Source organism: Micromonospora echinospora (genome assembly GCF_900091495.1).
Lineage (GTDB): Bacteria > Actinomycetota > Actinomycetes > Mycobacteriales > Micromonosporaceae > Micromonospora > Micromonospora echinospora.
Window position 1 is genome coordinate 7,323,160 of the sequence record NZ_LT607413.1, and the last position, 23,631, is coordinate 7,346,790.

Below are 23,631 nucleotides of genomic sequence, written 5' to 3' on the forward strand. Positions count from 1 at the left end.
AGTCCGCTGGGGTCGGCCACCACCGGGGACGGCGTACCGCCCGGTACCCGCCAGGTGGCCGGCGGCTTGTCGGCGATCTCGGTCAGGTAGGCCCCGTACTCGGTGTCGGCGTGCTCGCGGCCGAGCTGCTGCAGGGCCGCCCGGTCGATGAAGCCCATCCGGAAGGCGATCTCCTCGACGCAGGCGATCCGGACGCTCTGCCGTTGCTCCAGGATGTGGACGTACTGCCCGGCCTCCAGCAGCGCCTCGTGGGTGCCGGTGTCCAGCCAGACGAAGCCGCGGCCGAGCTGGACCAGGCGCGCCTTGCCCCGCTCCAGGTAGGTCAGGTTGATGTCGGTGACCTCCAGCTCGCCCCGGGCGGACGGGCGCAGCCCGCGGGCGATCTCGACCACGTCGTTGTCGTACATGTAGAGACCGGTCACGGCGAGCTCGGACCGGGGCCGGGCGGGCTTCTCCTCGATGTCGCGCAGCCTGCCGTCGGCGTCGACGACCGCCACGCCGTATCGGTGCGGGTCGCGCACCGGGTAGCCGAACAGCGTGCACCCGTCCACCCGCCGCGCCTGCTCGCGCAGCAACGCGGAGAAGCCGGGGCCATGGAAGATGTTGTCGCCGAGCACGAGCGAGACGGAGTCGTCGCCGATATGGTCGGCGCCCAGGATGAACGCCTCGGCGATACCGGCCGGGCGCTGCTGCTCGGCGTACGTGAACCGCATGCCGAGCCGGCCGCCGTCGCCCAGCATCGCGCGGAACAGCGGCAGGTGCTCCGGCGACGAGATGATCAGCACGTCGGTGACCCCGGCGAGCATCAGCACCGACAGCGGGTAGTAGATCATCGGCTTGTTGTAGACGGGCAGCAGTTGCTTGGAGATCACCCCGGTCAGGGGCTTGAGCCGGGTACCGGAGCCGCCGGCCATGATGATGCCCTTCACGTCTCGTCCTCCTTGGTCGAATCGGTCCGGTACCGCGGCAGCAGGCCCCGGTCGAGCGCCTCCGCCAGCGTGGGCGCGGCGCGGTCGGCCGCAGACATGACCAGCTCCGGCGTCCCCGGCAACGGCAGGTCGAGCGCCGGGTCGAGCAACGCCACCGCGCGTTCGTCCTCGGGCCGGTACACGGTGGAGAGCAGGTAGCTGAGCACCGTGCCACCGGTCAGCGCGACGAAGGCGTGACCGAGGCCCGCGGGCAGGTACACGGCCCGGGGCCGGTCGGAGTCCAGCAGCACGGTGTCCCAGCGGCCGAAGGTCGGCGACCCGGCCCGGACGTCCACCACGATGTCCAGGGCGCGCCCGGCGACACAGTGCACGATCTTGGCGGGAGCGTCGCCGTCCGGCGCGTAGTGGATGCCCCGGGCGGCCCCGGCCCGGTTGACGCTGAGCGCGCTGCGCCGTACCCGGAACGGCACGTCCAGCGCACCGTCCTCGTAGATCGGGCAGAACGAGCCCCGTTCGTCCGGGAACACCGGCGGAAGGAGTTCCAGCGCTCCGCCCACCGCGAGTTCGCGTGTCTTCATCCCCAACTCCCCCGCTCCGCTGCCCGGACCACCGCGGCGCCCAGCTCGGTCGTCGGGTCGCCCAGGTCGAACAGCAGGTCGAAGTGGTCACGACCGGCCACCACGAGTTCGGTCACCGGTGTGCCGGCGCGGCGCAGGGAGGCGGCGTACCGGCGTTGCTGGCGGTGGTACTCGCCGGTCTCGTGCTCACCGACGGCCAGCAGGACCGGGGCGGCCGGGGGCGGGCGCAGCAGCGGGCTCTGCTCCCGCGCCTCGGCCGGGGTGAGACCCAGCGCGTCGTTGACGTAGCTGTCCACCACCGGAGCGAGGTCGTACAGGCCGCTCAGCAGGAACATCCCGGCCAGCGGCAGGTCGGCTGCCATGGCGACCAGGTGCGCCCCGGCGGAACTGCCCGCGGCGAAGACCGCGTCCTCGCGCCCGCCGAGCGCCCGCGCCTGGTCGCGTGCCCAGGCGAGCCCGCGCCGCACCGATGCGCTCATCTCCGGCAGCCGCCGGGTCGGCGCCAGGCCGTAGCCGAGCGCCAGGTAGCCGAACCCGGCAGCGACCAGGCCGGGGGCCGGGAAGCAGGCGTCCTCCTTGCTGGACTCCTGCCAGTGGCCGCCGTGGACGAAGACCAGCAGCGGCGCGCCCGGCCGGCGCGGCGGGAAGTGGTGCAGCACCTCCGCCGGGTGGGGCCCGTACCGCACGTCGACGCGGTGGGCGAGATCCCGGCGCGCGGCCTGGCTGAGCAGTCGGTACCGCGTCAGGGTGGCCTGCGCGTCGACCGCCGCCGAGCTGGGCGACAGCTCCCGGTCCAGCTCTGCTCGGGTGGCGGTCATGCCGGACGGCGCCCGGACACCACACCGTGCGGGGTCCATCCCGACGCGGCCGTCCGCCCGACGTCGGTGAACCCGGCCTCGCGCAGCCACTGCTCACAGTCCGCCCAGCGGTAGATCGTCGAGTGCCGGAACGGCAGCGTGGTGAAGTAGACGTTGTCCAGAGCGGCGTAGAGCGGGCCGGTACGGTCGTCGTCGGTGAAGGCGTTGAACACCAGCACACGGCCCTCCGGATCCAGCGCGTCGTACGCCTTGCGCAGCAACGCGAGGTTCTGCTCCGGCGACCAGATCACCAGTTGGTGGGCGAAGAGCACGCAGTCGTGGCCGGGCGGGTACGGGTCGGCGAAGATGTCCGCCGGGTACGTCTCCACCCGGTCCTCCAGGCCCGCCTCGGCGATGGTCTTGCGCGCCACCTCGAGGGCGCCGGGCCGGTCGAGCACGGTGACCCGCAGCGACGGGTGGGCCCGGGCGAGTGCGACGGCGTTGACCGCGTCGCCGCCGCCGACGTCGAGGACCCGCCGCGCCCGGGCGAGGTCGTGCTGCGCGAGCAGCACCGGATTGGAGAGCTGCGACCAGGCGTGCATTCCCCGGTAGAACAGCTCCTCCAGGCCGGGCACCGCGGCCAGCCGTGAGTACAGGTCACGGGTCGTGCCGGGAAAGTGCCGGATGCCGACGTTCTCCCCGGTGCGCAGCGACTCGACGTAGTCCGCCGCGGGCAGGTACGCGATCCTGTCCTGGTACTGCACGATGTCGCGCAGGACGGGCCAGAGCCCGTGGCGGAAGACGGCCGCCACCGGCGCGCCGTTGCGGTACTCGCCACCGGCCACCTCGGTCAGGCCCAGCGCGGTGGTACCCAGCAGAAGGATGTCGGTCGAGCGCCGGCTGAGCCCGAGCGTTTCGGCCACCGTGCCGGCCGGCAACGGTCCGTCGGTGTCCAGCAGCTCGAACAGGCCCAGCTCGCACCCGGCATTGAGCTGCTGGAACGTGGCGTGCCCGAACAGCACGGGAACGAGGGCGGACAGTTCCGAGCTCATCGCCGGGCCTCCCGCCGGGTGTGCACCACCGGCTGGGGCACCGGGATGATGAACCCGCCGCCGGCGTCCAGGTAGGCGGCCTCCCGGCGCAGGATCTCCTCCGCGTAGTTCCAGGCGAGCATCAGGTACAGGTCGGGCTGCTCCGCCACGTCCGCGGGCGCCAGGATCGGGATGTGTGTCCCCGGGGTGAACCGGCCCTGCTTCTGGGGCGTGGTGTCGGTGCAGAACTGCACCTCCGCGCGGGTCAGGCGGCAGATGTTCAGCAGCGTGGTGCCCTTGGCCGAGGCGCCGTAGCCCGCGACGCGCCTGCCGTTGGCGACCTCCTTGCGGACCAGATCGGTGAGTTCCTGGCAGGTGGTGCGCACGCGCGCGGCGAACTGCTCGTACCGGGCGTCGGTGTGGAACCCCTGCTCCTTCTCGTACGCGATCAGCTCGCCGACCCGTTCGCCGGTCTCCCACCGGCTGTCCGCGCGGGCGGCGGTGACCAGTACCGACCCGCCGTGCACGGCCAGGCGCCGCACGTCGACGGTGCGCAGCCCGTGGCGGGCGAACAGCCGGTCCAGCGTGCTGATCAGGAAGTACGAGAGGTGCTCGTGGTAGACCGTGTCGAACGCGACCTGGTCCAGCAGGTCGACGGCGTACGGCACCTCGATCGCGAACAGGCCGTCGTCGGTGAGCAGCGCCTTGACGCCGGCCAGGACGTCGGTGAGGTCGTCGATGTGGGCGAACACGTGCCGGCCCAGGATCAGCGACGCCGGGCCGTGCTCCGCGGCGATCGCCCCGGCGACCTCCGCGCCGAAGTACTCCGCCAGCGTCGGCACGCCCCGCTGTGCGGCTGTCTCGGCGAGGTTGCGCGCCGGGTCGACGCCGAGGACCGGGTGGCCCGCCGCCTGGAAGAACTGCAGCTGGTTGCCCGTGTTGCTGCCCAGCTCCACCACCAGGCCGCCGGGGCCGATCCGCTCACCGCACAGCCGGGCCACCTCCCGCATGTGCCGGGTCATCGTCTCCGACTCGGACGTGACGTACGAGTAGGTGCGGTAGAGGACCTGCGGGTCCACCACGACGGTCAGGCTCAGCAGGCGGCACTCGCGGCAGGAGACCAGTTCCAGCGGGTACGCGTCCTCGGGCCCGGGCTCGTCGAGATAGGCGTTGGCCAGCGGCACGGCGCCGAACGAGATGACGTCCTGCCAGTTCGAGGCGCCGCACACGCGGCAGGTGGTGACCTTCTTCGCGATGTCCGTGGTCACGGCAGACTCCCTCGGGACTCGGAGGTACGGAACGAGACGACGGCGTCGAGGACCTGCTCCACCTGCGCCGGGGTGAGCTCGGTGTGCAACGGGAGCCGGACCAGCCGTTCGGCGACGTGTTCGGTGACCGGGCAGCCGCCGGAGGCGGTGCGGCCGTACCGCACGCCGGCGGGCGAGGTGTGCAGGGGGACGAAGTGGAACGTGGCGTTCACGCCGCGGGCCCTCAGGTGGTCCAGGAACGCGGCGCGGTCGCCCGGTTCGGGCAGCACCAGGTGGTAGAGGTGGGCCGAGTGGACGCGGTCCGCCGGCACGACGGGCAGCAGGACCCGCTGCGCGGCGGCCCACTCGGCGAGGCCCTCGTGGTAGCGGTACCAGACCTCGCGGCGCCGCCGCTGCACCGTGTCGAACTCCTCCAACTGCGCCGCGAGCAGGGCCGCGAGCAGCTCCGGCAGGATGTACGACGAGCCCAGGTCGACCCAGCGGTACTTGTCCACCTGGCCGAGGAAGTACTGGTGCCGGTTGGTGCCCCGGTCCCGGATGATGGTCGCCCGGTCCACCAGGTTCGCGTCGTTGACCAGCAGTGCGCCGCCCTTCGCGCTGTGCACGTTCTTGGTGGCGTGGAAGCTCTGCGCGGCCAGTGTCCCGATGCCGCCCAGCGGCCGGCCCCGGTAGGAGGCGCCCAGGCCGTGCGCGCTGTCCTCCACGACCGGTATGCCGTGGGCATCGGCGATGCGCTGGATCTCGTCCATCTCGCAGGCGACCCCGGCGTAGTGGACGGCGACGATCGCCCGGGTCCGCGGGGTGATCGCCGCCTGCAGGGCCTTCTCGTCGAGGTTCAGGGTGTCCGGGTGGCAGTCCACGAAGACCGGTACGGCGCCGCGCAGGACGAACGCGCTCGCGGTCGGCGCGAAGGTGAACGACGGCATCACCACCTCGTCGCCGGGAGCGAGGTCCAGCAGCAGCGCGGCGATCTCCAGCGCGGCGGTGCACGACGGCGTGAGCAGCACGTGGCCCGCGCCGGTGAGCTGCTGGATCCGCTCGGCGGCGCGGGCGCTGTAGGCGCCGTTGCCGTCGAGGTCCCCGGACTCCAGGGCCGAGCGCAGGTACTCGAACTGACGTCCCGCGGTGTGCGGTACGTGGAACGGGACGGTCCCCGTCGCGGTCACCGGGTCAGCTCCAACAGCGTGAAGTCGATACGCACCCGAGCGTCGTCGTCGGCGTGCTCGCCGTACACCGGTGAGGAGCCGAGCTCCTCGGGCGTCACGGAGAACGACTCCTGGACGTGGACCCGTACGCCCCCGAAACCAGCCTCCGACACCACCTGGCGGAGCCGGTCGGAGCTGCCCATCGCGAAGCTGAAGCCGAGGAACAGCCGGCCGGCCGGGGTGAGCCGCCGACGCGCCTCGCGGCAGAACCGTTCGTGCATCGCGTAGCCGGGGTCGAAGAAGTGGTAGGCGAGGTCGGAATCGAGGGTGCGGTCCGGCGGTACCTGGATGAACGGTGAGTTCCAGAAGATCAGGTCGTAGGTGGCGTCCTCGTCCACCGCGGAGAACAGGTCGCTGACCAGGGCCGTCACCCGGTCGGCGACGCCGTGGCGCTCGGCGTTGAGCTGCGTGGTGCGTACCGCCGCGGGGTTGATGTCCAGCGCGGTCACCCGGGGCACGCCGGCGAGCGCGGCGACCACGGAGGCCACCCCGCAGCCGCAGCCCATCTCCAGCATCGACTGCACCCCGTCGTACGGCAGGGACGAGGCGAACAACCCGGTGGCGTAGTTGTAGTCGCCGCCCAACACGCCGCTGAGCTGGATCCACTTCTTGTCCAGCAGGTCGAACTCCTGCGTGTCGTTGGTGCGCAGGGCGTGCTCGTACGCTTCCTGGCCCATGGTGAGGCCGAGTCGGTTCATGTCGGTTCCTCTCGGTCGGACCTGAGGGTCAAAGGGCGGAGCGCATCGTCCACAGCTCCGCAAAAAATCGGTGTTCGTTGATTTTTCGCAGCCAGGAGGCGCCGTCGGTGCCGCCGCTGCCGCGCTTGCCGCCGAGCATGCGTTCGACCACCAGCAGGTGGGTCGCCCGCCAGCGGGAGAACTGGTACGCCACCTCGAGCAACTGCTCGGCCAGGTCGTACGCGGGCCGGTACTTGTCCGGGTTGCGGTACACCGTCGCCCAGACGTCCTCGACCCCCTTGTCCGGCTCGTACGGGACGGTGACGTCGCGGGTGACGACGTGTTCGGGCGTGGGCAGTCCGGTGCGGTACAGGTGACGCAGCACCTCGTCGTACAGGCTCGGCCGCTCCAGTTCCGCGCGTAGCTGCGGGAACCGGGTGAAGTCGCTGTGCCGCACCATCGCGGCGCCGCGGTTGCCGAGCGTGAACTCGAGCAGCCGGTACATGTACGACTGGGTGCCCGAGGCCTCCCCCAGCTCGTCGCGGAACGCCAGGAACTCGTCCACCGGCATCGCGTTCATGCTCTCCCAGCAGCCGATCAGCGTGCGTTGGTGCCGCACCGCGCGGGACAGTGCCCGGCAGGCCGCCTCCGGCCGGTCCTCGCGCAGCCGGGCCCGGGCCTGGTCGACCTCCAGGTGCACCATCCGGAACAGCAGCTCCTTGACCTGGCTCAGGAGGATGAACTGCAACTCGAAGGGAGACTCCGTGGCGGGCGCCGGCAGGGCGTGCAGGGCGTCCATGCGGGCGTAGTCGACGTACGGGTTCCCGGCGGTCACCGCAGCACCTCCCGCAGGTGCGCCACGGCGTCGAACACGTCGGTCCACGAGACGTACAGGCCGTTGAGGCAGATCCGCAGCAGGTCCGGCGGCCGTTCGTCGACGACCACCCCCCGGTGCAGCAGCGCCTCGGCCACGGCGACGGCGTCCGGCAGGCGCAGCGTCACGTGGTTGCCACGGCGGCCCGGGGCACGCGGCGTGACGACCTCGACGCCGTCCAGGTCGGCGACGAGCGCGAAGAGGTACTCGGCGAGTCGGATGCTCTTGTCGCGCACGGCAGCCACCCCGGCCGCCTCGAGCGGTTCGAGGGCCGCCTCCAGGGCGAGCATGGACAGAATCTGCGGCGTACCGGTCCGGGCCCGGGTGATGCCGGCGGCCGGCACGAACGGATCCGTCATCGCGAACGGGTCCGCGTGCCCGTGCCAGCCGGTGATCGGAAGATCGAGGTCACCGTGGTGCCGGCGGGCCGCGTACAGGAAGGCCGGCGCACCCGGCCCGCCCGAGAGGTACTTGTACCCGCAGCCGACCGCGAGGTCCACGGCGTCGTCGTCGACCCGCAGCGGAACCGCGCCCGCCGCGTGGCTCAGGTCCCACACGGCGACGCCACCGGCCCGCTGGATCGCGGCGGTGAGCCCCGCGACGTCCCACAGCTCCCCGGTCCGGAAGTCGACGGCACCGCACAGCACCGCGCCGACCTCGCCCGCATGCCGGTCGAGGACCCCGGGGAGATCGTCCATCGGGGTCTCGACCAGGTGCAGGTCCAGCAGCCGAGCCACCGAGGCGGCCAGGTAGCGGTCCGTCGGGAAGTTCCCGGCGTCGGCGACCAGCACCCGGTGCTCCGGGACGAGTCGGGCCGCGGCCGTGACGGCGTTGAACAGTTGCACCGACGTCGACTCCCCCACGACCACCTGGCCGGGTCCTGCCCCGATCAGTCGACCGATGCGGTCGCCGACCCGCTCCGGGGCGTCCCACCAGCCGTCGTCCCACCACCCGCGGATCAGATGCCCGCCCCATTGCCGCCGCACCGCGTTCTCCAGCGCCACCGGTACGCCCGCAGCCGGCGGACCGAGCGAGTTCCCGTTCAGCGCGAGGGTCCCCTCCGGGATCAGGAATTCCTTGGCGAATGTGGCGAGCGGATCGGCCGCGGCTTCCCGCTCGGCCCATTCACGCGTCAATTCCACGAGGCAGCTCCCCCCTTGTGAATGCCCGGCACCACGGCCGGACACAGTGGACGCTCACCGTAGCCAAACATATCTTCGCCGCAGTTCAGAGCGCAGCTCAGAGCACTGTGAAGGTCTTCAGAAAAGTTCAAAATGTTCCAGGAAGAATGCAGGTACCAGCGTTGCGGCACCGCCGCCGCCCAGAATGGAGCAATGACCGTCACCGAGTTGCTGACCCGGTGCGCCGGGCCGGAATGTCCGGCCGGCGCCGCCACTGGTTCCCCGCTCTGCCCGACGTGCGCCACCCGGCTCGGGCAGGCCCTGCGTCGGCTGCCCGTGCTGTACCGGCAGTGCGGCGAACGCCACCTGCCCAGCCGTGCGCCAGCGTGGCAGCGGCCGCCGCGCGCGGGCCGGCCGGGACCGACCGGCCCGCTGCACGCCGGGGCCACGGACGCGCGACACGCCATCGAGACCGTGCTGGCGTCGTGGGCCGGGCTCACCGCCCAGGCGACCGGCGCGCCGCCACCGCGACGGGTCGTGGCGGACCTCAGCCGGTTCCTGCTCGACCGGCTCGACTTCCTGCTGCGGCACCCGGCGGCCGGCGACCTGGCGGCGGAGGTCGCCGCCCTGGTCACCGAGGCGGAGCGGGTGCTGCACCCGGAGCGCGGGCGGCACCTCGGCTCGTGCGTCGTGCCCGGTTGCGAGGGACGCCTCACCGGGGGTCGGCAGCAGGACCCGCTGCGCGTGACCTGCGACGCGGACGCCACCCACGAGTGGAACGGACCCGAGGTGCTGTCGCTGCGGTCCGGGAAGCGGGCACCGCAGGAGCCGCCCTGGCTCAGCGCGGCCGGCATCACGGCGCTGTGGGGTGTGCCCCGGGGGAGCGTGTACCGCCTGGCGAGCGAGAACGGGTGGAGGCGTCAGCGGCGAGCGGGACGCACGTACTACGCCACCGAGGACGTACGGCGCACACTGACGTGACCGGCGCTCGGGAGGGAGCTGGCCGTGATCTCCCCGGTTAGTTCCCTCGGCGCCCGCCCGCCGACCGTGACAACCGTCGCCGGGCCGTCGGCGGCGACCGTCCCCTCCAGCAGCGCCGGGCGCCCCAGCTCCGCGCCCTGTTCGATGCGGAAGAACCGCTGGGCGTGGGGACCGGACCGTTCGGCGAGCCACGCCCCCAGCGCCAGCCCCACCGACGCACACGCCGGATCCTCCGGAATGGCCCACCCCGGGGCGAACAGCCGGGCGACGGCGACGCCCTCCGCGTCGTCCCAGGTGAACAGGAACACCTCCGGCAGTTCGTGGCGGGCCATGGCGGCGACGTCGGGACGCGCCGTGGCGAGCGCCTCCGGACGGACCGGCACCAGCCGGAACAACGGCCCGAAGCCCGCCAGTACGGGCTGGCCGGCCAGATCGGCCGCGGTGAGCCCGACCGCGTCGAGCACCGGCTCCGCCGGCAGCGGCTCGACGGGCTGCGGACCGGTCGCGCTGATCGTGGCTCGGTCGGCGTCGGCCCGCAGGGTCAGCAGCCTGCCCCCGCACTCCTGCACCACCGTGCCGGCGGGGATGCGGCCGCGCCGGACCAGGGCCACCGCGGTCCCCACGGCCGAGTGCCCGCCGAACGGCGACTCCCCCCGGGCGGTGAAGACCCGGACCCGGTACGACGCCCCGGGCACGCCCGGACGCAGGACGAAGACGGTCTCGTCCGCCCGCAGCCGGTCGGCGATCCACCGCATCTGCGCGGTGTCCAGCCCGTCGGCGTCGTGCACGACCGCCAGCGGGCTCCCGCCGCCGGGCTCCGTGCCGAAGACACCCACGAGCTCGAAGGAGACAGTCATCGTTCCCCCTGAAGATGAGCGGTGGCGAAGTCGATGAGCACCCGTTCGTCGCCCTGGAACGGTGAGTCGGGGCGCGGCCAGTGCACGACCAGGTCGGTGAAGCCCAGCTCCGCGAAGAGCCCGGCCGCGTCGCGGTAGCTGCCGACGGACTCCAGCACCCCGCCGACCGCGCCGTCGGTGAGCAGCAGCCGGCGCAGGCTCGCCGGGTCCCGCCCGTGGGCGACACAGGCCTCGTCCAGCGCCGCCGACTGCTGTTTGAGCAGCGGGGCCACGCGGTCGAAACGGTCCTGCTCGAAGACGTTGGGCGGGCCGCTGGTGACCCAGATGTCGGCGTACCGGGCGGCCAACGCCATCCCCCGCGGGCCGGCGGCGGCCACGGCCAGCGGCAGCCGGGGCGCGACCGGTGACTTCGGCAGGATGACGGCGTCGCGGGCCGAGTACCACCGCCCGGTGTACGTGGTCCGGGGCTCGCGCAGCAGCAGGTCGAGCAGGTGGACGAACTCGTCGAAACGGTCGGCCCGCTCGCGCGGCGTCAACGGCCGTCCACCCTGGATGACCTCGTCGAACCCGGGAGCGCCGGCACCGACGGCACAGACGATCCGGCCCTGCGCGACGTCGTCCAGCGAGACCAGCTCCTTGGCGAAGCTGACCGGGTGCCGGAAGTGCGGGCTGGCCACGAGCGTGCCGAGCCCGATCCGATCGGTCACCGCCGCGGCGGCGGCGAGCGTGGGCACCGCCGAGAACCACGGCTTCTCGGCGAACCAGCGCCACATGAGGTGGTCGTAGGTCCAGGCGTGCGCGTACCCGAGCTGCTCGGCGAGAGTCCACCGCTGCCGGGCCTGCGGCCACCGGTGCTCGGGCAGGATCAGTACCCCGTGCCGCATCAGCGTGCCTGCCAGGCGATTTCCGCGGCGTACCGGCCAGCGGCGGTCACCACCGCCCCGAGCCGACGCTCGCCACGGGCGACCATGGCACCCCACGGCTGCCTCTCGTCGACCGCCTCGTCGCGGCCGAGCGGGTACAGCCCGTTCGCGGCGAGGTCCAGGGCGACCGCGCGCAGCCGCCGCAGCAGTTGGACGGCGACGATCCCGTCGGCGACCGGTGCCCGCAACGTCATGAAGAAGTTGTCGTACAGCACCGAGGTGCGCTCGGACGGACGCACCGGCGTCTCGGCGATGCTGTTCTGCAGCAAGGACCGGCCGTTGGGCACCAGCCGCGCGGCCACGTCGTCGTGGATCGCGCAGTGGGCCTCCACTGCGGCCCGGAGCCGCGCCGCGCCCTCCTCGCCCAGCCAGCCCCGCGACCGCCCCCGCAGCAGCGAGCGCACCTGGGCGAAGTCCGGCGCCCAGGTGCCGCTGAAACCCCGGTGCTGCAGGACCATCGCCGGGCGGATGAGCGTGGAGTACAGGTCGCGCGGGCACGACCCGCTGTAGATCAGCATCGCGCCGTACGCGTGGGTGTAGGTCTCCAAGCGGTCCAGCACCTCCCGACCCGGCGGGGCGCCGTCGGCGGGGTGCTCGGCCAGGAGGGCGCCCATCAGCCGCCAGAGCGCGAACGTCACCTGGTGGCCGGTGATCCAGCGGAACCAGAAGAGCTGCTCGTACGTGGGCGCCGTCGGCAGGTCGAAGCGACCGGCGGCGCGTACGCCGCCGTCGAGCAGGCGCAACTCGACGGACACGCGGTCCACGTCGCACCGCGGTACGTCGGGACAGGCTGCGGCACCGAGCACCCGGGCCCTGCCGACCGGGGGCATGGTCAGCGGCTCCAGGCCGTACGGAAAGTCTCCGAAGTCCCAGGCCCCCACCCGCGCGTCGGGGGAGAGCGTGACGGCGGTCATCGCGACCCTGCCGGCACGTGGGTGAACTCGTACTCCAGCCCGTTGGGGTCGAAGAGGTAGAGGCTGCTCACCCCGTCGGCGTCGACGACGATGTCGGTGGGAGCGTCGGCGCGGGCGAAGGAGAAACGGCCCGACTCGTACAGCTCGATCCACCGGTCCCGCGCCGTCACCAGGTCCTTGACCCGGTCGACCTGCAGGCAGACGTGCTGGAACTGGTACGCCTGCTCAGGTGGCAGTTCCCGGCTGTGCCCGGCTCGGTCGAACAGGTGCACCCGCAGTCCGTCCACGGCGACCTCGGCCAGCCTGCGGATGCCGGGGAGACGACTGAGCGTCAGGTCCGAGAAGCGGTCGAGTTCCCAGGCGACCCGGGCGCCGAAGAACTCGGTGTACCAGCGCACGCTGTTGTCCAGATCCGACGTCTGTACGCCCACGTGATGGACGCGGGGCTGCAATGCGACTGTCGGCACGATCCTGCCTCCTTGCTGAATGCGACACGAGAGACCGCCCGAGAACGGAGACGGCCGCCTTCATGAAAGGCACTGCCGACCCGTCGATCACAATCGAACACGGCAATGGCGAGATTGCCACAACGTATCTTCGCCGTTCGGCGACGGTCAACGCAGATGGTTTCCAGATGCTTCAGAATTCTTACAAACGGTATACAGAACTGCGCGATGGGCTTCCTGAGCACAACCCGGCGACGACCTTGTCGTTTTTCCCGGTATGGATGATCTGGTCACTCTTGTCCTTGGTGCCACCGGCTCCGTCGGCGGCCGGGTCGCCGCCCGCCTACGCGACCTCGGCGAGCCGGTACGGGCGGCCTCGCGGCATACGGCTACCCGCTTCGACTGGGCGGACGACACCTCCTGGGAACCGGCGCTGGGCGGGGCCGGCAGGCTCTTCCTCATGGCGCCCGACGGCGTGGACGTCGACCCGGCGTTCGTTCGACTGGCCGCCGACATGAAGGTCGGACGCGTCGTGCTGCTCTCCAGCCGCGGCATCGAGGCCATGCGTGACGAGCGGCTCCTGGGCGCGGAACGGCTGGTCCGCGAGTCGGGCATGGACTGGACGATCGTGCGCTCGGACTGGTTCGACCAGAACTTCGACGAAGGACCGTTCCGCGACGCCGTCCTGGCCGGCGAGCTGAGCGTTCCGCTGGTGGACTGTCGGCAGACCTTCGTGGACCTCGGGGACGTGGCGGAGGTCGTGGTGCGGGCGTTGCGCGACGCCGACCACACGGGTCACACGTACGAGGTGACCGGGCCACAGGCGCTGTCCTTCGACGAGGCCTGCGCGCTGATCGCGGCTGCCACCGGCCGACCGGTGACGTTCCACGGCAGCCCGGAGCACTACCGCCGGAGCCAGACGGCGCTGGGACGTCCCGCAGAGGAGGTCGACGTCGAGATCGAAGCCTTCGCCGCGCTGCGGGAACTCGGCGACTCCGAGCCCCGGGACACGGTGGCGCGGCTGACCGGCCGCCCCGCGCGCACGTTCGAGCAGTACGCCGCCGCCGCAGCCGCCGCAGGTCGCTGGCGTTGATTCCCGCGCGGCGCCGCAACCGCTTCCCGACACCGCGGGAATTGCATGTTCTCTCACGATGAATTGACGTAACCATGACGTCGCACGCATCCCGGATCGGTTAGGTTCGACGCATTGCACCGAAGGGCCGTCCCGGGCGGAATGGATTCCACCGGTCCGGGATGCGTGCCGGCCACGGCCTCCGCACCGCGCGGGGAGGCCGCCAGCCGAACGGACAACCGTTTATCAGGGGAGGGCAAATGATCAGCCGCCGCGGGTTCCTCGGCGCGGCCGCGTCCGCCGCTGCGGTCGTGGGCTTCGACCCGTTCGGGCACCGCTGGGTCACCGAGGCCGAGGCCGCGACACGGCCGTCGTTCTCCGACGTGCCCCCGCTCGACGGAGAACTCGCCGTCGACCCGGCCGCCCGGCAGGCCGTCGCCACCGACCTCGGCAACATCGTCCACCGCCAACCGCGCGCGGTGCTGCGCCCCGGCTCGGCCCGCGACATCGCCACGATGATCCGCTTCTGCTCCGCGCACGGCATCCCGGTCTCCACCCGCGGTCAGGCGCACACCACCTACGGCCAGGGCGTCTCCGGTGGTCTGGTGATCGAGATGCGCCACCTCCGGCGCATCCGCTCACTCGACGGCCGGTACGCCGAGGTCGACGCCGGGATCCACTGGAAGGACCTGGCGACCGCCGCGTACGAACAGTCGCCGCGGCTGACACCGCCGGTGCTCACCGGCTACACGGGACTGACCGTGGGCGGCACGCTCTCGGTGGGCGGCATCGGCGGCATCGTCGGCGGCCTGCGCACCGGCTTGCAGGTCGACCACGTCCGCGAACTCGAGGTGGTGACCGGCACCGGCAGCATCAGACGCTGCTCCCGGCAGCAGCAGCCCGACCTGTTCGACGCGGTGCTCGGCGGTCTGGGCCAGTGTGGGGTGATCACCAAGGCGGTGATCGAACTCGTCCCCGCCCCCGAGCGCGCCCGCAACTTCGTGCTCCAGTACTCCGAGAACGCCCCGTTCTTCCGGGACCTACGCCTGCTCATCGACCGGGCGGGGGTCGACCACGTCTACGCCGAGTTCACCGCGCCCGACCCCACGCCGGTCTACCGGATCCACGCGACGGCGTTCTACGATCCCCCCGCGACGCCGGACGACGCGGCCATCCTCGCCGGCCTGACCACCGAGCCCGTCGTCGAGGACACCCCGTACCTCGACTACGTGCTCACCATCGACCGGTTGATCGACATGCTCCGGGAGACCGAGAACTGGGACCGGCTGGTCAAGCCCTGGTACGACGTGTGGCTCCCCGACTCCACCATCGAGGAGTACCTGGCCGAACTCCTGCCCACCCTCACCCCGCGCGACATCGGGACATACGGAGCGGGCCTGATCTACCCGCAGCGCCGCGACCTCGCGACCCGGCCCGCTCCCCGGCGCCCGGAACCGGACGGCTCGCCCTTCGTGTACGTGGTGGACATCAACACCGTCTCCAGCACCCCCGGGCCGGACCCGGAGTTCAGCGCCGAGATGCTCGAACGCAACAAGCGGCTCTACGCCCACGCCCGGCAGTCCTACGGCGCCGTGCTGTACCCGATCGGGTCGGTCCCGTTCACCGCCAGGGACTGGCACGACCACTACGGCGACGCCTGGCCGGCCTTCCACGCGGCGAAGCGCCGCTACGACCCCGCCGGCGTGCTCACGCCCGGCCCCGGGATCTTCCGCCAGGACTGACCCGGCGGGGAGATCCCGCCCGGGTCGTACCGGGCCCCGGCGACACGGCGTACGAGCGACCGGTCGCCGGGGTCCGACCTTCGTGTGCAGTCAGTCCGTCCGTACCGTCCCACCAACCGAGGGTGATGACCGTTGTCCGGCGACGACCAACGCCGCAAGCCCCTGCACACCGTCCTCGACCGCGTCCGCCGCGCGGTGCCGCGGCTCGCCGCTACCACGGTCGCCGTCGTACGCGGCCGGCCCGACGCACCCCCGTTGACGCCGGCCGCTACCGAGGCACTGCGGACGATCGTCAGCCGGGCCGCGCTCTGGGTGCTCAGCAGCGTCGACGACCGCGCCGACCCGGGGGACATCCGCAGGTCCGGCGTGCTGGAGCGCGTGGACGACGGCCTCACCGGCCCGCTGGTCAGCCAGGCCTGCAACGACATGTGCCAGCGCACCTGGCAGGCCCTGGTGGAGGAGGCCACGGACGCGGAGGGCGTCCTGCTGCTGGAACGGGCGGCGCGCTACCTGGCGGCCGGTGCCGTCCTCGTCGAACACGTGCTCACCGGCCTTCGCACCGGACCGGAGATCGAGGCGCGTCCCGGGACGTGCCGGCAGCAGGTGCTGACCCGGCTGCTCGACGGCGAACGGCCGCCCGCGTCGCTGTCCGCGGGGTTCCCGGTCGCCGCCACGTACGCGGTGCTGGTCGTCCCGGCCCGCCGACCGGCCGCCATGGCCGCCGTCGCCGCCCGGCACGGCTGGCTCGCCGCCGAACAGCCCGGATCCGTCACCGTGCTGGTGCCGGTCGACGGGCCCGATCGCCGCGCCGAGGGCCGGGCCCGCGCCCAGCGCGCCTTCCAGACCCTGCGTCCGGAGCACCCCGCCGGCCTCGCCCTGCCGAACACCGTCGAGGACATCCCCGCGGCGGTCGCCGAGGCCCGGGAGGCCGTCGCGACGCTCAACCGGCTCGGGCGGCACGAGCGGGGACTCTTCCAACTGGACGACGTCCTGCTGGAGGCGGTGCTCTGCCGATCACCCGAGCTGGCCGCCCGGCTGGCCGGGCGGCTGCGGCCGGTGGCGATGCGCAACCCGTACCTGCTCGACACGCTGGCGGCCTTCCTGGACAGCGACTGCGAGCGGAGGGAACTCGCACGGCAGATGTTCATCCACCCGAACACGTTGAACCACCGCCTGCGGCGCGTTTCCGAGCTCACCGGGCTGTCGCTGACCAGCGCCGGTGACCTCTGTCTCCTGAAGGCCTCGCTCATGGCCTGGCAGGTGACGAGCAGGGCCGACGGGGTTCCCGCCGGCCGCCGGCCCGTCTCCCGGGTGGCCTGACGCACCGCGCTCAACGCACGATGGCGTACGCCTGCTCCCCCCGCGGGCTCGCCGCCGCGAACACCTGGCCGCCCTCGGAGTGCCCGGTGGCGCACACCTTGCCCAGCGAGTGGGCGGCCACCTGCCGAAGCTCGTGTCCCCGTCGGCGCAGTCCCTCGACCGTCTCGCTCGGAAGTCCCTCCTCGACCACGACGACCGGCGGGGGCGTCTGGCGGGGCGTGAACGACGAGGGCACGTGTCCGGTGTGGAACGTCATGGCCTCGACGGCCGCCTGGGGCGTCATGCCGAAGTCGACGTGGTTGACGAAGAAGTTGAGGGTCCACTGGTCCTGCTGGTCGCCGCCGGGCGTGCCGAAGGCCAGCAGCGGCTCGCCCGACCCGGCCCGCACGATGGTGGGGCTCAACGTCGTGCGGGGCCGCTTGCCGGGTGCGAGGGAGTTGGGGTGCCCCTCCGCCAGCCACGCCATCTGCCCACGCGTGCCGAGCGCGAAGCCGAGACCGGGAACGATCGGGGAACTGCTGAACCATCCGCCGCTCTGCGTGGCCACCACCATGTTGCCGTCCCGGTCACTGGCGCTGACGCAGGTGGTGTCGCGGTTCTGCGACGTGCGCCCGACGACCGCCGGGATGCCGTGGGCGAGCTGGTTCAGCCAGGCCGGTTCCAGGGGCGACGGCTCGTCCGGCAGCGGTGGAAGCCACGGCGTCCGCCCGCCCGGGGAGCCCGGGCGCAGGCCGGCCGCGGCGTGGTCGCCGATCAGGGCCCGGCGCTCGCGGGTGTAGCCGGCGGACAGGAGGTCCGACAGCGGTACGTCGACGTGGTCCGGGTCCCCGTACCAGGCCTCGCGGTCACCGAACGCCAGCTTGGCGGCCTCGACGACGGTGTGGATGTGTTCCGGGCCGAGGTGCCGCAGCGCGGCCAGGTCGAAGCCCTCCAGCAGGGCGAGCTGCTGCAGGAACACCGGTCCCTGCGTCCACGGGCCGGGCTTGTGGACGATGTGGCCCCGGTAGCCGGCGGTGACCGGCGCCTCGATGGTGGGACGCCACGCCGCCAGGTCGTCGCCACGGAGGAGACCCCGGTGCCGCTTCCCGGTCGCGTCGAGGGCCTCCGCCGAACTCGTGAACGCGTCGATCGCCTCGGCGACGAAGCCCTCGTAGAACGTGTCGACAGCGGCCTCGAACTGGGTCTCGCGCCCCCGGCCCGCCGCCGTCGCCTCCTGCACGATGCGGCTGAAGGTCGCGGCCAGATCCGGGTTGCGGACCAGCGCGCCGGCGCGGGGCGCGGCACCACGGTCGAGGTAGATCCTGCCGGTCTCCGTCCACTCCTCACGGAACAGCGGGGCGAGCACACCGATGATCTCGGCGGCCTTGGGCAGCAGCGGGAATCCGCGTTCCGCGTACCCGATGGCCGGCTCCAGCACCTCGGCGAGCCGCAGCCGGCCGTGGTGTTGCAGCATCGTCATCCAGGCGCCGAAGGCACCGGGGACACACGCCGCCAGCAGGCCCGACCCGGGGACGTAGCGCAGGCCGAGGCGCCGGAAGGCGTCGATGGTGGCTCGGCGCGGCATGGGCCCCTGACCGGCGTAGACGCTGACCTCGCCGGAGGAGGCGTCGTGGACCATGATCGGGGCCTCGGCGGCCGGTCCGTTGACGTGCGGCTCCACCACCTGGATCACGAAGGCGGCGGCTGCCGCCGCGTCGAAGGCGTTGCCGCCACGGTCGAACATCGCCGCGCCGGCCGCCGAGGCCAGCCAGTGGGTGGACGACACCGCTCCGTACGTGCCGTGCAAATCGGGACGCGAAAGCATGATCTTCCCTCCGCCTGACGCCGGGCGTCCGCCGCCCGCGCGCTCGCTGCTCGCAGCGAGCGTGGCACGGCCGCCGCGCACACCGGAGAGAATCGGTGCCCCGGCACAACGTCCTTGGTGCTGGCCACAGCGTCACCCTCCGGTCCCGGGCAGGGCGGAATGCGGTAGGCGAGGATCACCGGCAGGCCCAGTCCAAGGGAGGGATCGTCGTGCGGACCGATGCGGGTGACCAGCTCGTCGAGCTCAGGACCCAGCCCCAGTTGCGGGAATGGCAGGACTTCCAACTGTCGGGGATGCCCCACCTCATCAGTGCGATGCACCTGTGCCAGGCGGTCCACGCGCTGGCCGAGACCGGTCTGCTGGCCGAGCTGCGGGGCGGCCTGCGCCGCGACGACATCACCTCGCTTCCCGGTTTCGACCCCGAACTGGTCCGCGGGCTGCTGCGCTACCTGGTGGTCAGAGGCGTGGTGGACGACCTGCCGGACGGCTACCGGCTCAGCCGCCGGGGCGAGCTGCTGACCACCGACGTGTCGCTCGCCCGGCTGGGGGTGTACGCCGGGGCGTACGGCGCCGTGACTGCGCGGATGGGCGACCTGCTCACCGGCAAGGCCCGCTACGGCGTGGACGTCGACCGCGACGGCGGGGCGCTCGGCCGGCACTGCGCCACGCTGTTCTCCGTCTTCCACAGCGACACGATCATGACCGCAACGCGGGAGCGCGGCATCCGTACCATGCTGGACGCCGGGTGCGGCGGCGGCCAGTTGCTCGTCGACGCCTGCCTGCGCGACGAGCGGCTGACCGGGATCGGGCTCGACAACTCGCCGGAGGCGATCGCGGTCGCCGAGAAGTCGGCACGTGAGCACGGCGTCGCCGACCGCGTCCAGTTCTTCGTCGCTGACGCGTTCGAACCCGAGACGTGGCCGGAGGTCTGCCGCACAGCCGACGCGATGTGCATCGTCAGCGCCCTGCACGAGCACTTCCGCCACGGCGAGGACGCGGTGGCCGAGCTGCTGCGCCGCTACGCCCGCGGCCTCCCGGCGCTGAAGATGCTGCTGGTCGGCGAACCCGAGCTGCTGTACGAGGACCGCGAGAACCACGACGACTTCCTGCTGGTCCATGTCCTGACCGGTCAGGGCCTGCCCCGCGACCGGCACGCCTGGCTGCCGGTGTTCGAGAAGGCCGGACTGCCCTGCCGGCACATCTACACCCGGCCGGGAGCCGGGCCACGGCTGTGCTTCTACGACCTCCGACCCGCGTCCGAGGTCCCGGTCGGGCGGTGACGACCAGGCACGGGTGTGGACCCGGGCCGGTCGTGCCGCGGTCCGGAATCCGGGCCGGGGGCGGGTGCCGTCACAGGGGCGATGCCGTCGGGGGCGGGTCGTCGTCGAGGGCGGGTCGTCGTCGAGGGCGGTCGGTGGACGACGGCCACCGCACCGGATCCCACGGTCTCCGGCGAGGTAGCGACGAGGTCCACAGCCACCCGGTCGGCGAGGGGCAGCCGCGAGGCCGGTTTCTGCCGGAGCCGGTCAGCGCGGCTCCCCTCACGGGCGCAACAGGGTCTTGACGGCGCGGCGCTCGTCCATCGCCCGGTAGCCCTCGGCGGCCTGCTCCAACGGCAGTTCGAGGTCGAAGACCTTGCCCGGGTCGATCGTACGGTCGCCGATCAGCTCCATCAGGTGCGGCAGGAAACGGCGTACGGGGGCCGGACCGCCATGCAGGTGCACCAGCGAGAAGAACATCTCCATGCCCGGCAGGCTCACGTCGTGGGTGACGCCGACGAAACCGACGTGCCCACCGGCACGGGTGGAGTGGACCGCCTGCATCATCGACTCCTGCGTGCCGACGGCCTCCACCACCGAGTGCGCGCCCAGCCCGTTCGTGAGGTCCTTGATCCGGGCGACCCCCTCCTCGCCGCGCTCGGTGACGATGTCGGTCGCGCCGAACTCGCGGGCCAGCTTCTGCCGGGACTCGTGCCGGCTCATCGCGATGATCCGCTCCGCCCCGAGCTGCCGGGCCGCCAGCACCGCGAGCAGGCCGACCGCGCCGTCGCCGACGACCGCGACGGTCCGGCCCGGCCCGGCCTCGGCGGCCACCGCGGCGAACCAGCCGGTGCCCAGCACGTCGGAGGCGGCCAGGTAGCTGGGGATCAGGTCGGCGGACGGCACCTCGGGCGTGGCGACGAGGGTGCCATCGGCGAGCGGCACCCGCAGGTACTCGGCCTGCGAGCCCAGGTCGCCCATCGGCACCCGGTGCACGCAGGCGCTCTGGTAGCCGGCCCGGCAGAGCTCACAGGTGTTGTCGGAGGCCCAGAACGAGCCGACCACGAACTGGCCGGGCCGGACGCCGGTGACCTCGCTGCCGACCTCCTCGACGACGCCCACGTACTCGTGGCCCATCGCCGTCGGGCCCGCCAGCTTCTGGATCCCCCGGTACGGCCACAGGTCCGACCCGCAGACACACGTCGCCGAGAGGCGGATGATCGCGTCCGTCGGCTGTTCGATCCGGGGATCGTCGCGGTTCTCCACCCGGACGTCGCCGGGGGCGTGCAGGACGGCACCACGCATAGCTGTTCTCCCTAGACGCACTCACTTGCCCACGGCAGCGCGCGACAATGCCGATGCGATATTCCCGGCATGTCTGTTTCGCGCTGACCGGATCCCAGAGAACCACGCCAGCGGTCCCGGCGGGAGACTCTGATGAAAGGTGTACCGGCGGTACATCCCAGTTCGGCACGGAGCGTCGTACCGTCGAGCAGGTGGACAACCGAGTCGAAGTGCACGACTTCCTCACCTCGCGCCGGGCCAGGATCACACCGGAGCAGGCCGGGCTGCCGACCACCGGGCAGCGCCGGGTACCCGGGCTGCGCCGCGGTGAGGTCGCCGCGCTGGCGGGGATGAGCGTCGAGTACTACGCCAAGCTCGAACGCGGCTCACTGGCCGGGGTCTCCGCCGGCGTGCTCGACGCGATCGCCCGCGCCCTGCGGCTCGACGACGCCGAGCGGGCCCACCTGCTGCGCCTCGCGCAGGAGGCCAACGGCAGTTCCGCGCTGCTGCGGCCCAGCCGGCGCGCGAAGCAGCGGACCGTGCGCCCGAGCCTGCAGTGGTCGCTAGACGCCGTCACCACACCCGCGATCGTGGTCAACAACCGCGCCGACCTGCTCGCCGCCAACCTGCTCGGCCGGGCCATGCACAGCGACGTCTACGCCGACCCCACCGGCGTGCCGAACTTCGCCCGGTTCACGTTCCTCGACAGCGCCGCCCGTCGCTTCTACCCGGACTGGGGTCTGTTCGCCGACATGACCGTGGCCAACCTGCGCACCGCAGCGGGCATAGACCCCCACGACAAGGGTCTGCACGACCTGGTGGGCGAGCTGTCCACCCGCAGCGACGAGTTCCGCCGCCGCTGGGGCGCACACAACGTGCGCATCCACGGCACCGGCGTCAAGCACTTCCACCACCACATCGTGGGCGACCTCGCCCTCGCGTACGAGAGCATGGAACTGCGCGCCGAGCCGGACCTGACCATGACCATCTACGCCGCCGAGCCCGACTCGCCGACCGCGCAGGCTCTCTCGCTCCTCGCCTCCTGGGCCGCCAGCGAGAACCGCCTCTCGGCGTCGGACCGTCCGTCGAACGCGGCCAGCGGATCGCCCGGCAGCGGACAGTAGCGCCGCCCGGTCGCGCCGCTCGGGGGTCGGGACGGTCGGATCCTCGACCGGGCGCGGGGAAGGGCCGAATCGATACCCACCGTCGCCACAGCGACGTCGGGGAACGTCTCTTCGGGGCCTGTCGCGGACGTCGACGGCGTGTTCTCATACCGGCACGACGATGGCGGTGATCCTCTCGGCGGCGGCACTCGGCCGTCCCGCTCTGCGAGCCCTCCGCCTCCCCACGCGCGAAAGGGCGACCATGCGCAAGAAGTCCATGTTCCAACTGGCAGTTCTGGCCGCTACGGCTTCGACGTTCCTGGCCTCCGGCGGTGCCTCCGGAGCGGTGACGGCAGCGCCCGCGACCGCCTCCCCCGGTGTCGAGGCGTGTGAGCCGGGCGCCGAGCAGCACAGCGCGGCGCGGGTGCGCGAGGGCGCCACCGCGCACGAGCCGGAGCTGTACGCCAAGAACGAGGCGAACGCCTACGGCGTGATCAAGGACTCGCCTCGCCTGCCCGACGGCAGCGTCACCGTGCCCACGGTCTTCCACATGATCTCCGACCACCCGTTCGGCGCCGCCGAGACGGCCCGGTGGAAGACCCTGATCGCGGCGCAGATGACGGTGCTCAACGACTCGTTTGCCGGCCGCACGGCGGCGGACGCCTCCAACACGCCGTTCCGGTTCTCGCTGGTCGACACGACGTGGACGGTGAACAGCGACTGGTACACGGTCGTGCCGGGCAAGAACGAGCGGGACATGAAGAAGGCGCTGTACACCGGCGACTCCCGCACCCTGAACGTGTACGCGGCCAACATCGGCGACGGACTCCTCGGCTGGGCGTACTTCCCGAAGGGTTACAACAACGGCCGGGACTTCATCGACGGCGTGGTGATGCTCGACGAGTCGATGCCGGGCGGAACGGCGGGCAAGTACGCCCTGGGCGACACGCTGACCCACGAGGTCGGGCACTGGCTGATGCTGGAGCACACCTTCGCGCACGGGTGCTCCGCTTCCGGTGACTTCGTCGCCGACACGCCACGGGAGGCGGCGCCGCAGTTCAACTGCCCGGAGGGCGCGGACAGCTGCTCCGCGCCCGGTCTGGACCCGATCCACAACTTCATGGACTACACGCAGGACTCCTGCATGAACATGTTCACCCCGGGCCAGGCGGACCGGATGAGCGACGCCTGGGTGGCCTTCCGGGCCGGCGGCAGCAAGTAGGCACGTGTCGGGCTGGCGGGTCGCGCAGCGGCCCGCCAGCCCTTCGTTCCGGTCGCATCTCGGTGAGTCGACCTTATGCACCGTTTGGCCGGATTATGGTGGGAGACCGAAGGGGCCGCTGTCGCCGCACGGTGGCGCACAGCGCACGTCGCGACGCCGACCGGAAGCGTCACGTCGTCCGGCCGAGAGGTGGACCGTCGATGCGAGAGGACGTTGCCGTGAGC

General features: G+C 72.2%; 21 protein-coding genes and 1 pseudogene. 7 read left to right on the forward strand and 15 right to left on the reverse strand.

Going from position 1 to position 23,631, the window contains the following annotated elements; translation table 11 throughout:
* Positions 1 to 74: 74 nt before the first annotated feature.
* The 9 genes and pseudogenes from rfbA to GA0070618_RS34185 form a co-directional block, all read right to left on the reverse strand.
* A pseudogene (gene rfbA / locus GA0070618_RS31095) lies at positions 75 to 929 on the reverse strand (glucose-1-phosphate thymidylyltransferase RfbA); the annotation flags it as partial.
* The gene (locus GA0070618_RS31100; RefSeq protein WP_088984825.1) at positions 926 to 1,507 is read right to left on the reverse strand and encodes a dTDP-4-dehydrorhamnose 3,5-epimerase family protein; all 582 of its coding nucleotides are present in this window, start codon (positions 1,505 to 1,507) and stop codon (positions 926 to 928) included. The pseudogene rfbA and the gene GA0070618_RS31100, both read right to left, overlap by 4 nt.
* Positions 1,504 to 2,325, reverse strand: coding sequence for an alpha/beta hydrolase (locus tag GA0070618_RS31105; RefSeq protein WP_157749045.1), 822 nt, complete (start codon positions 2,323 to 2,325; stop codon positions 1,504 to 1,506). Before GA0070618_RS31105 ends, GA0070618_RS31100 begins: the two co-directional genes overlap by 4 nt.
* Positions 2,322 to 3,356: a methyltransferase gene (locus GA0070618_RS31110; RefSeq protein ID WP_088984827.1), complete on the reverse strand. Its 1,035-nt coding sequence runs from the start codon at positions 3,354 to 3,356 to the stop codon at positions 2,322 to 2,324. The genes GA0070618_RS31105 and GA0070618_RS31110 overlap by 4 nt, the downstream gene beginning before the upstream one ends.
* Positions 3,353 to 4,603 carry a class I SAM-dependent methyltransferase gene (locus tag GA0070618_RS31115; protein WP_088984828.1) on the reverse strand — a complete coding sequence of 417 codons (1,251 nt, stop codon included), beginning with the start codon at positions 4,601 to 4,603 and terminating at the stop codon, positions 3,353 to 3,355. The genes GA0070618_RS31110 and GA0070618_RS31115 overlap by 4 nt, the downstream gene beginning before the upstream one ends.
* A complete protein-coding gene (rffA, locus tag GA0070618_RS31120; RefSeq protein ID WP_088984829.1) occupies positions 4,600 to 5,769 on the reverse strand; it encodes a dTDP-4-amino-4,6-dideoxygalactose transaminase in 1,170 nt (389 codons plus the stop codon). The genes GA0070618_RS31115 and rffA overlap by 4 nt, the downstream gene beginning before the upstream one ends.
* Positions 5,766 to 6,506 (reverse strand): methyltransferase, encoded by a 741-nt coding sequence (locus GA0070618_RS31125; RefSeq protein WP_088984830.1) that lies wholly within the window; start codon positions 6,504 to 6,506, stop codon positions 5,766 to 5,768. The genes rffA and GA0070618_RS31125 overlap by 4 nt, the downstream gene beginning before the upstream one ends.
* A 28-nt stretch (positions 6,507 to 6,534) precedes the next feature.
* Entirely contained in the window at positions 6,535 to 7,320 is a 786-nt protein-coding gene (locus GA0070618_RS34180; protein WP_197701686.1) for a tryptophan 2,3-dioxygenase, read from the reverse strand.
* Positions 7,317 to 8,501: a kynureninase gene (locus GA0070618_RS34185; RefSeq protein ID WP_170107781.1), complete on the reverse strand. Its 1,185-nt coding sequence runs from the start codon at positions 8,499 to 8,501 to the stop codon at positions 7,317 to 7,319. The genes GA0070618_RS34180 and GA0070618_RS34185 overlap by 4 nt, the downstream gene beginning before the upstream one ends.
* 192 nt (positions 8,502 to 8,693) lie before the next feature.
* Between GA0070618_RS34185 and GA0070618_RS35050 the strand changes: the two genes are divergently transcribed.
* Positions 8,694 to 9,461, forward strand: a complete 768-nt coding sequence (locus GA0070618_RS35050; protein ID WP_231931524.1) for a hypothetical protein — start codon at positions 8,694 to 8,696, stop codon at positions 9,459 to 9,461.
* On the opposite strand, the gene GA0070618_RS31140 is transcribed toward GA0070618_RS35050, so the two are convergent.
* The 4 genes from GA0070618_RS31140 to GA0070618_RS31155 are packed head-to-tail and all read right to left on the reverse strand — an operon-like array spanning position 9,425 to position 12,622.
* Positions 9,425 to 10,318 carry a PhzF family phenazine biosynthesis protein gene (locus GA0070618_RS31140; protein WP_088984831.1) on the reverse strand — a complete coding sequence of 298 codons (894 nt, stop codon included), beginning with the start codon at positions 10,316 to 10,318 and terminating at the stop codon, positions 9,425 to 9,427. The two genes, GA0070618_RS35050 and GA0070618_RS31140, sit on opposite strands and share 37 nt — an antisense overlap.
* A complete protein-coding gene (locus GA0070618_RS31145) occupies positions 10,315 to 11,202 on the reverse strand; it encodes an LLM class flavin-dependent oxidoreductase (protein WP_088984832.1) in 888 nt (295 codons plus the stop codon). The genes GA0070618_RS31140 and GA0070618_RS31145 overlap by 4 nt, the downstream gene beginning before the upstream one ends.
* Entirely contained in the window at positions 11,202 to 12,155 is a 954-nt protein-coding gene (locus GA0070618_RS31150) for a hypothetical protein (RefSeq protein WP_088984833.1), read from the reverse strand. Before GA0070618_RS31150 ends, GA0070618_RS31145 begins: the two co-directional genes overlap by 1 nt.
* The gene (locus GA0070618_RS31155; RefSeq protein ID WP_197701687.1) at positions 12,152 to 12,622 is read right to left on the reverse strand and encodes a VOC family protein; all 471 of its coding nucleotides are present in this window, start codon (positions 12,620 to 12,622) and stop codon (positions 12,152 to 12,154) included. The genes GA0070618_RS31150 and GA0070618_RS31155 overlap by 4 nt, the downstream gene beginning before the upstream one ends.
* Before the next feature lie 256 nt (positions 12,623 to 12,878).
* Here GA0070618_RS31155 and GA0070618_RS31160 point away from each other — a divergent pair, with 256 nt between their 5' ends.
* The 3 genes from GA0070618_RS31160 to GA0070618_RS31170 all read left to right on the forward strand — a co-directional run bounded on the left by GA0070618_RS31160 (position 12,879) and on the right by GA0070618_RS31170 (position 16,735).
* Complete coding sequence (locus GA0070618_RS31160; protein WP_088984835.1) at positions 12,879 to 13,694, forward strand: Rossmann-fold NAD(P)-binding domain-containing protein; 816 nt, start codon at positions 12,879 to 12,881, stop codon at positions 13,692 to 13,694.
* Positions 13,695 to 13,933: 239 nt separating this feature from the next.
* The gene (locus GA0070618_RS31165) at positions 13,934 to 15,415 is read left to right on the forward strand and encodes an FAD-binding protein (RefSeq protein WP_088984836.1); all 1,482 of its coding nucleotides are present in this window, start codon (positions 13,934 to 13,936) and stop codon (positions 15,413 to 15,415) included.
* 132 nt (positions 15,416 to 15,547) lie between these two features.
* Positions 15,548 to 16,735, forward strand: coding sequence for a PucR family transcriptional regulator (locus GA0070618_RS31170; protein ID WP_088984837.1), 1,188 nt, complete (start codon positions 15,548 to 15,550; stop codon positions 16,733 to 16,735).
* Between the two features lie 10 nt (positions 16,736 to 16,745).
* On the opposite strand, the gene GA0070618_RS31175 is transcribed toward GA0070618_RS31170, so the two are convergent.
* Positions 16,746 to 18,539: a gamma-glutamyltransferase family protein gene (locus tag GA0070618_RS31175; RefSeq protein ID WP_088984838.1), complete on the reverse strand. Its 1,794-nt coding sequence runs from the start codon at positions 18,537 to 18,539 to the stop codon at positions 16,746 to 16,748.
* Between the two features lie 209 nt (positions 18,540 to 18,748).
* Here GA0070618_RS31175 and GA0070618_RS31180 point away from each other — a divergent pair, with 209 nt between their 5' ends.
* Positions 18,749 to 19,819 carry a class I SAM-dependent methyltransferase gene (locus GA0070618_RS31180; protein WP_197701688.1) on the forward strand — a complete coding sequence of 357 codons (1,071 nt, stop codon included), beginning with the start codon at positions 18,749 to 18,751 and terminating at the stop codon, positions 19,817 to 19,819.
* A 261-nt stretch (positions 19,820 to 20,080) separates the two neighbouring features.
* Here the strand turns inward: GA0070618_RS31180 and GA0070618_RS31185 are convergent, their stop codons facing one another.
* Entirely contained in the window at positions 20,081 to 21,103 is a 1,023-nt protein-coding gene (locus tag GA0070618_RS31185) for a zinc-dependent alcohol dehydrogenase family protein (RefSeq protein WP_088984839.1), read from the reverse strand.
* A gap of 191 nt (positions 21,104 to 21,294) precedes the next feature.
* Between GA0070618_RS31185 and GA0070618_RS31190 the strand changes: the two genes are divergently transcribed.
* Entirely contained in the window at positions 21,295 to 22,206 is a 912-nt protein-coding gene (locus tag GA0070618_RS31190; RefSeq protein ID WP_088984840.1) for a helix-turn-helix transcriptional regulator, read from the forward strand.
* Between the two features lie 241 nt (positions 22,207 to 22,447).
* Positions 22,448 to 23,407 (forward strand): zinc metalloprotease, encoded by a 960-nt coding sequence (locus tag GA0070618_RS31195; protein ID WP_088984841.1) that lies wholly within the window; start codon positions 22,448 to 22,450, stop codon positions 23,405 to 23,407.
* Positions 23,408 to 23,631: the final 224 nt, after the last annotated feature.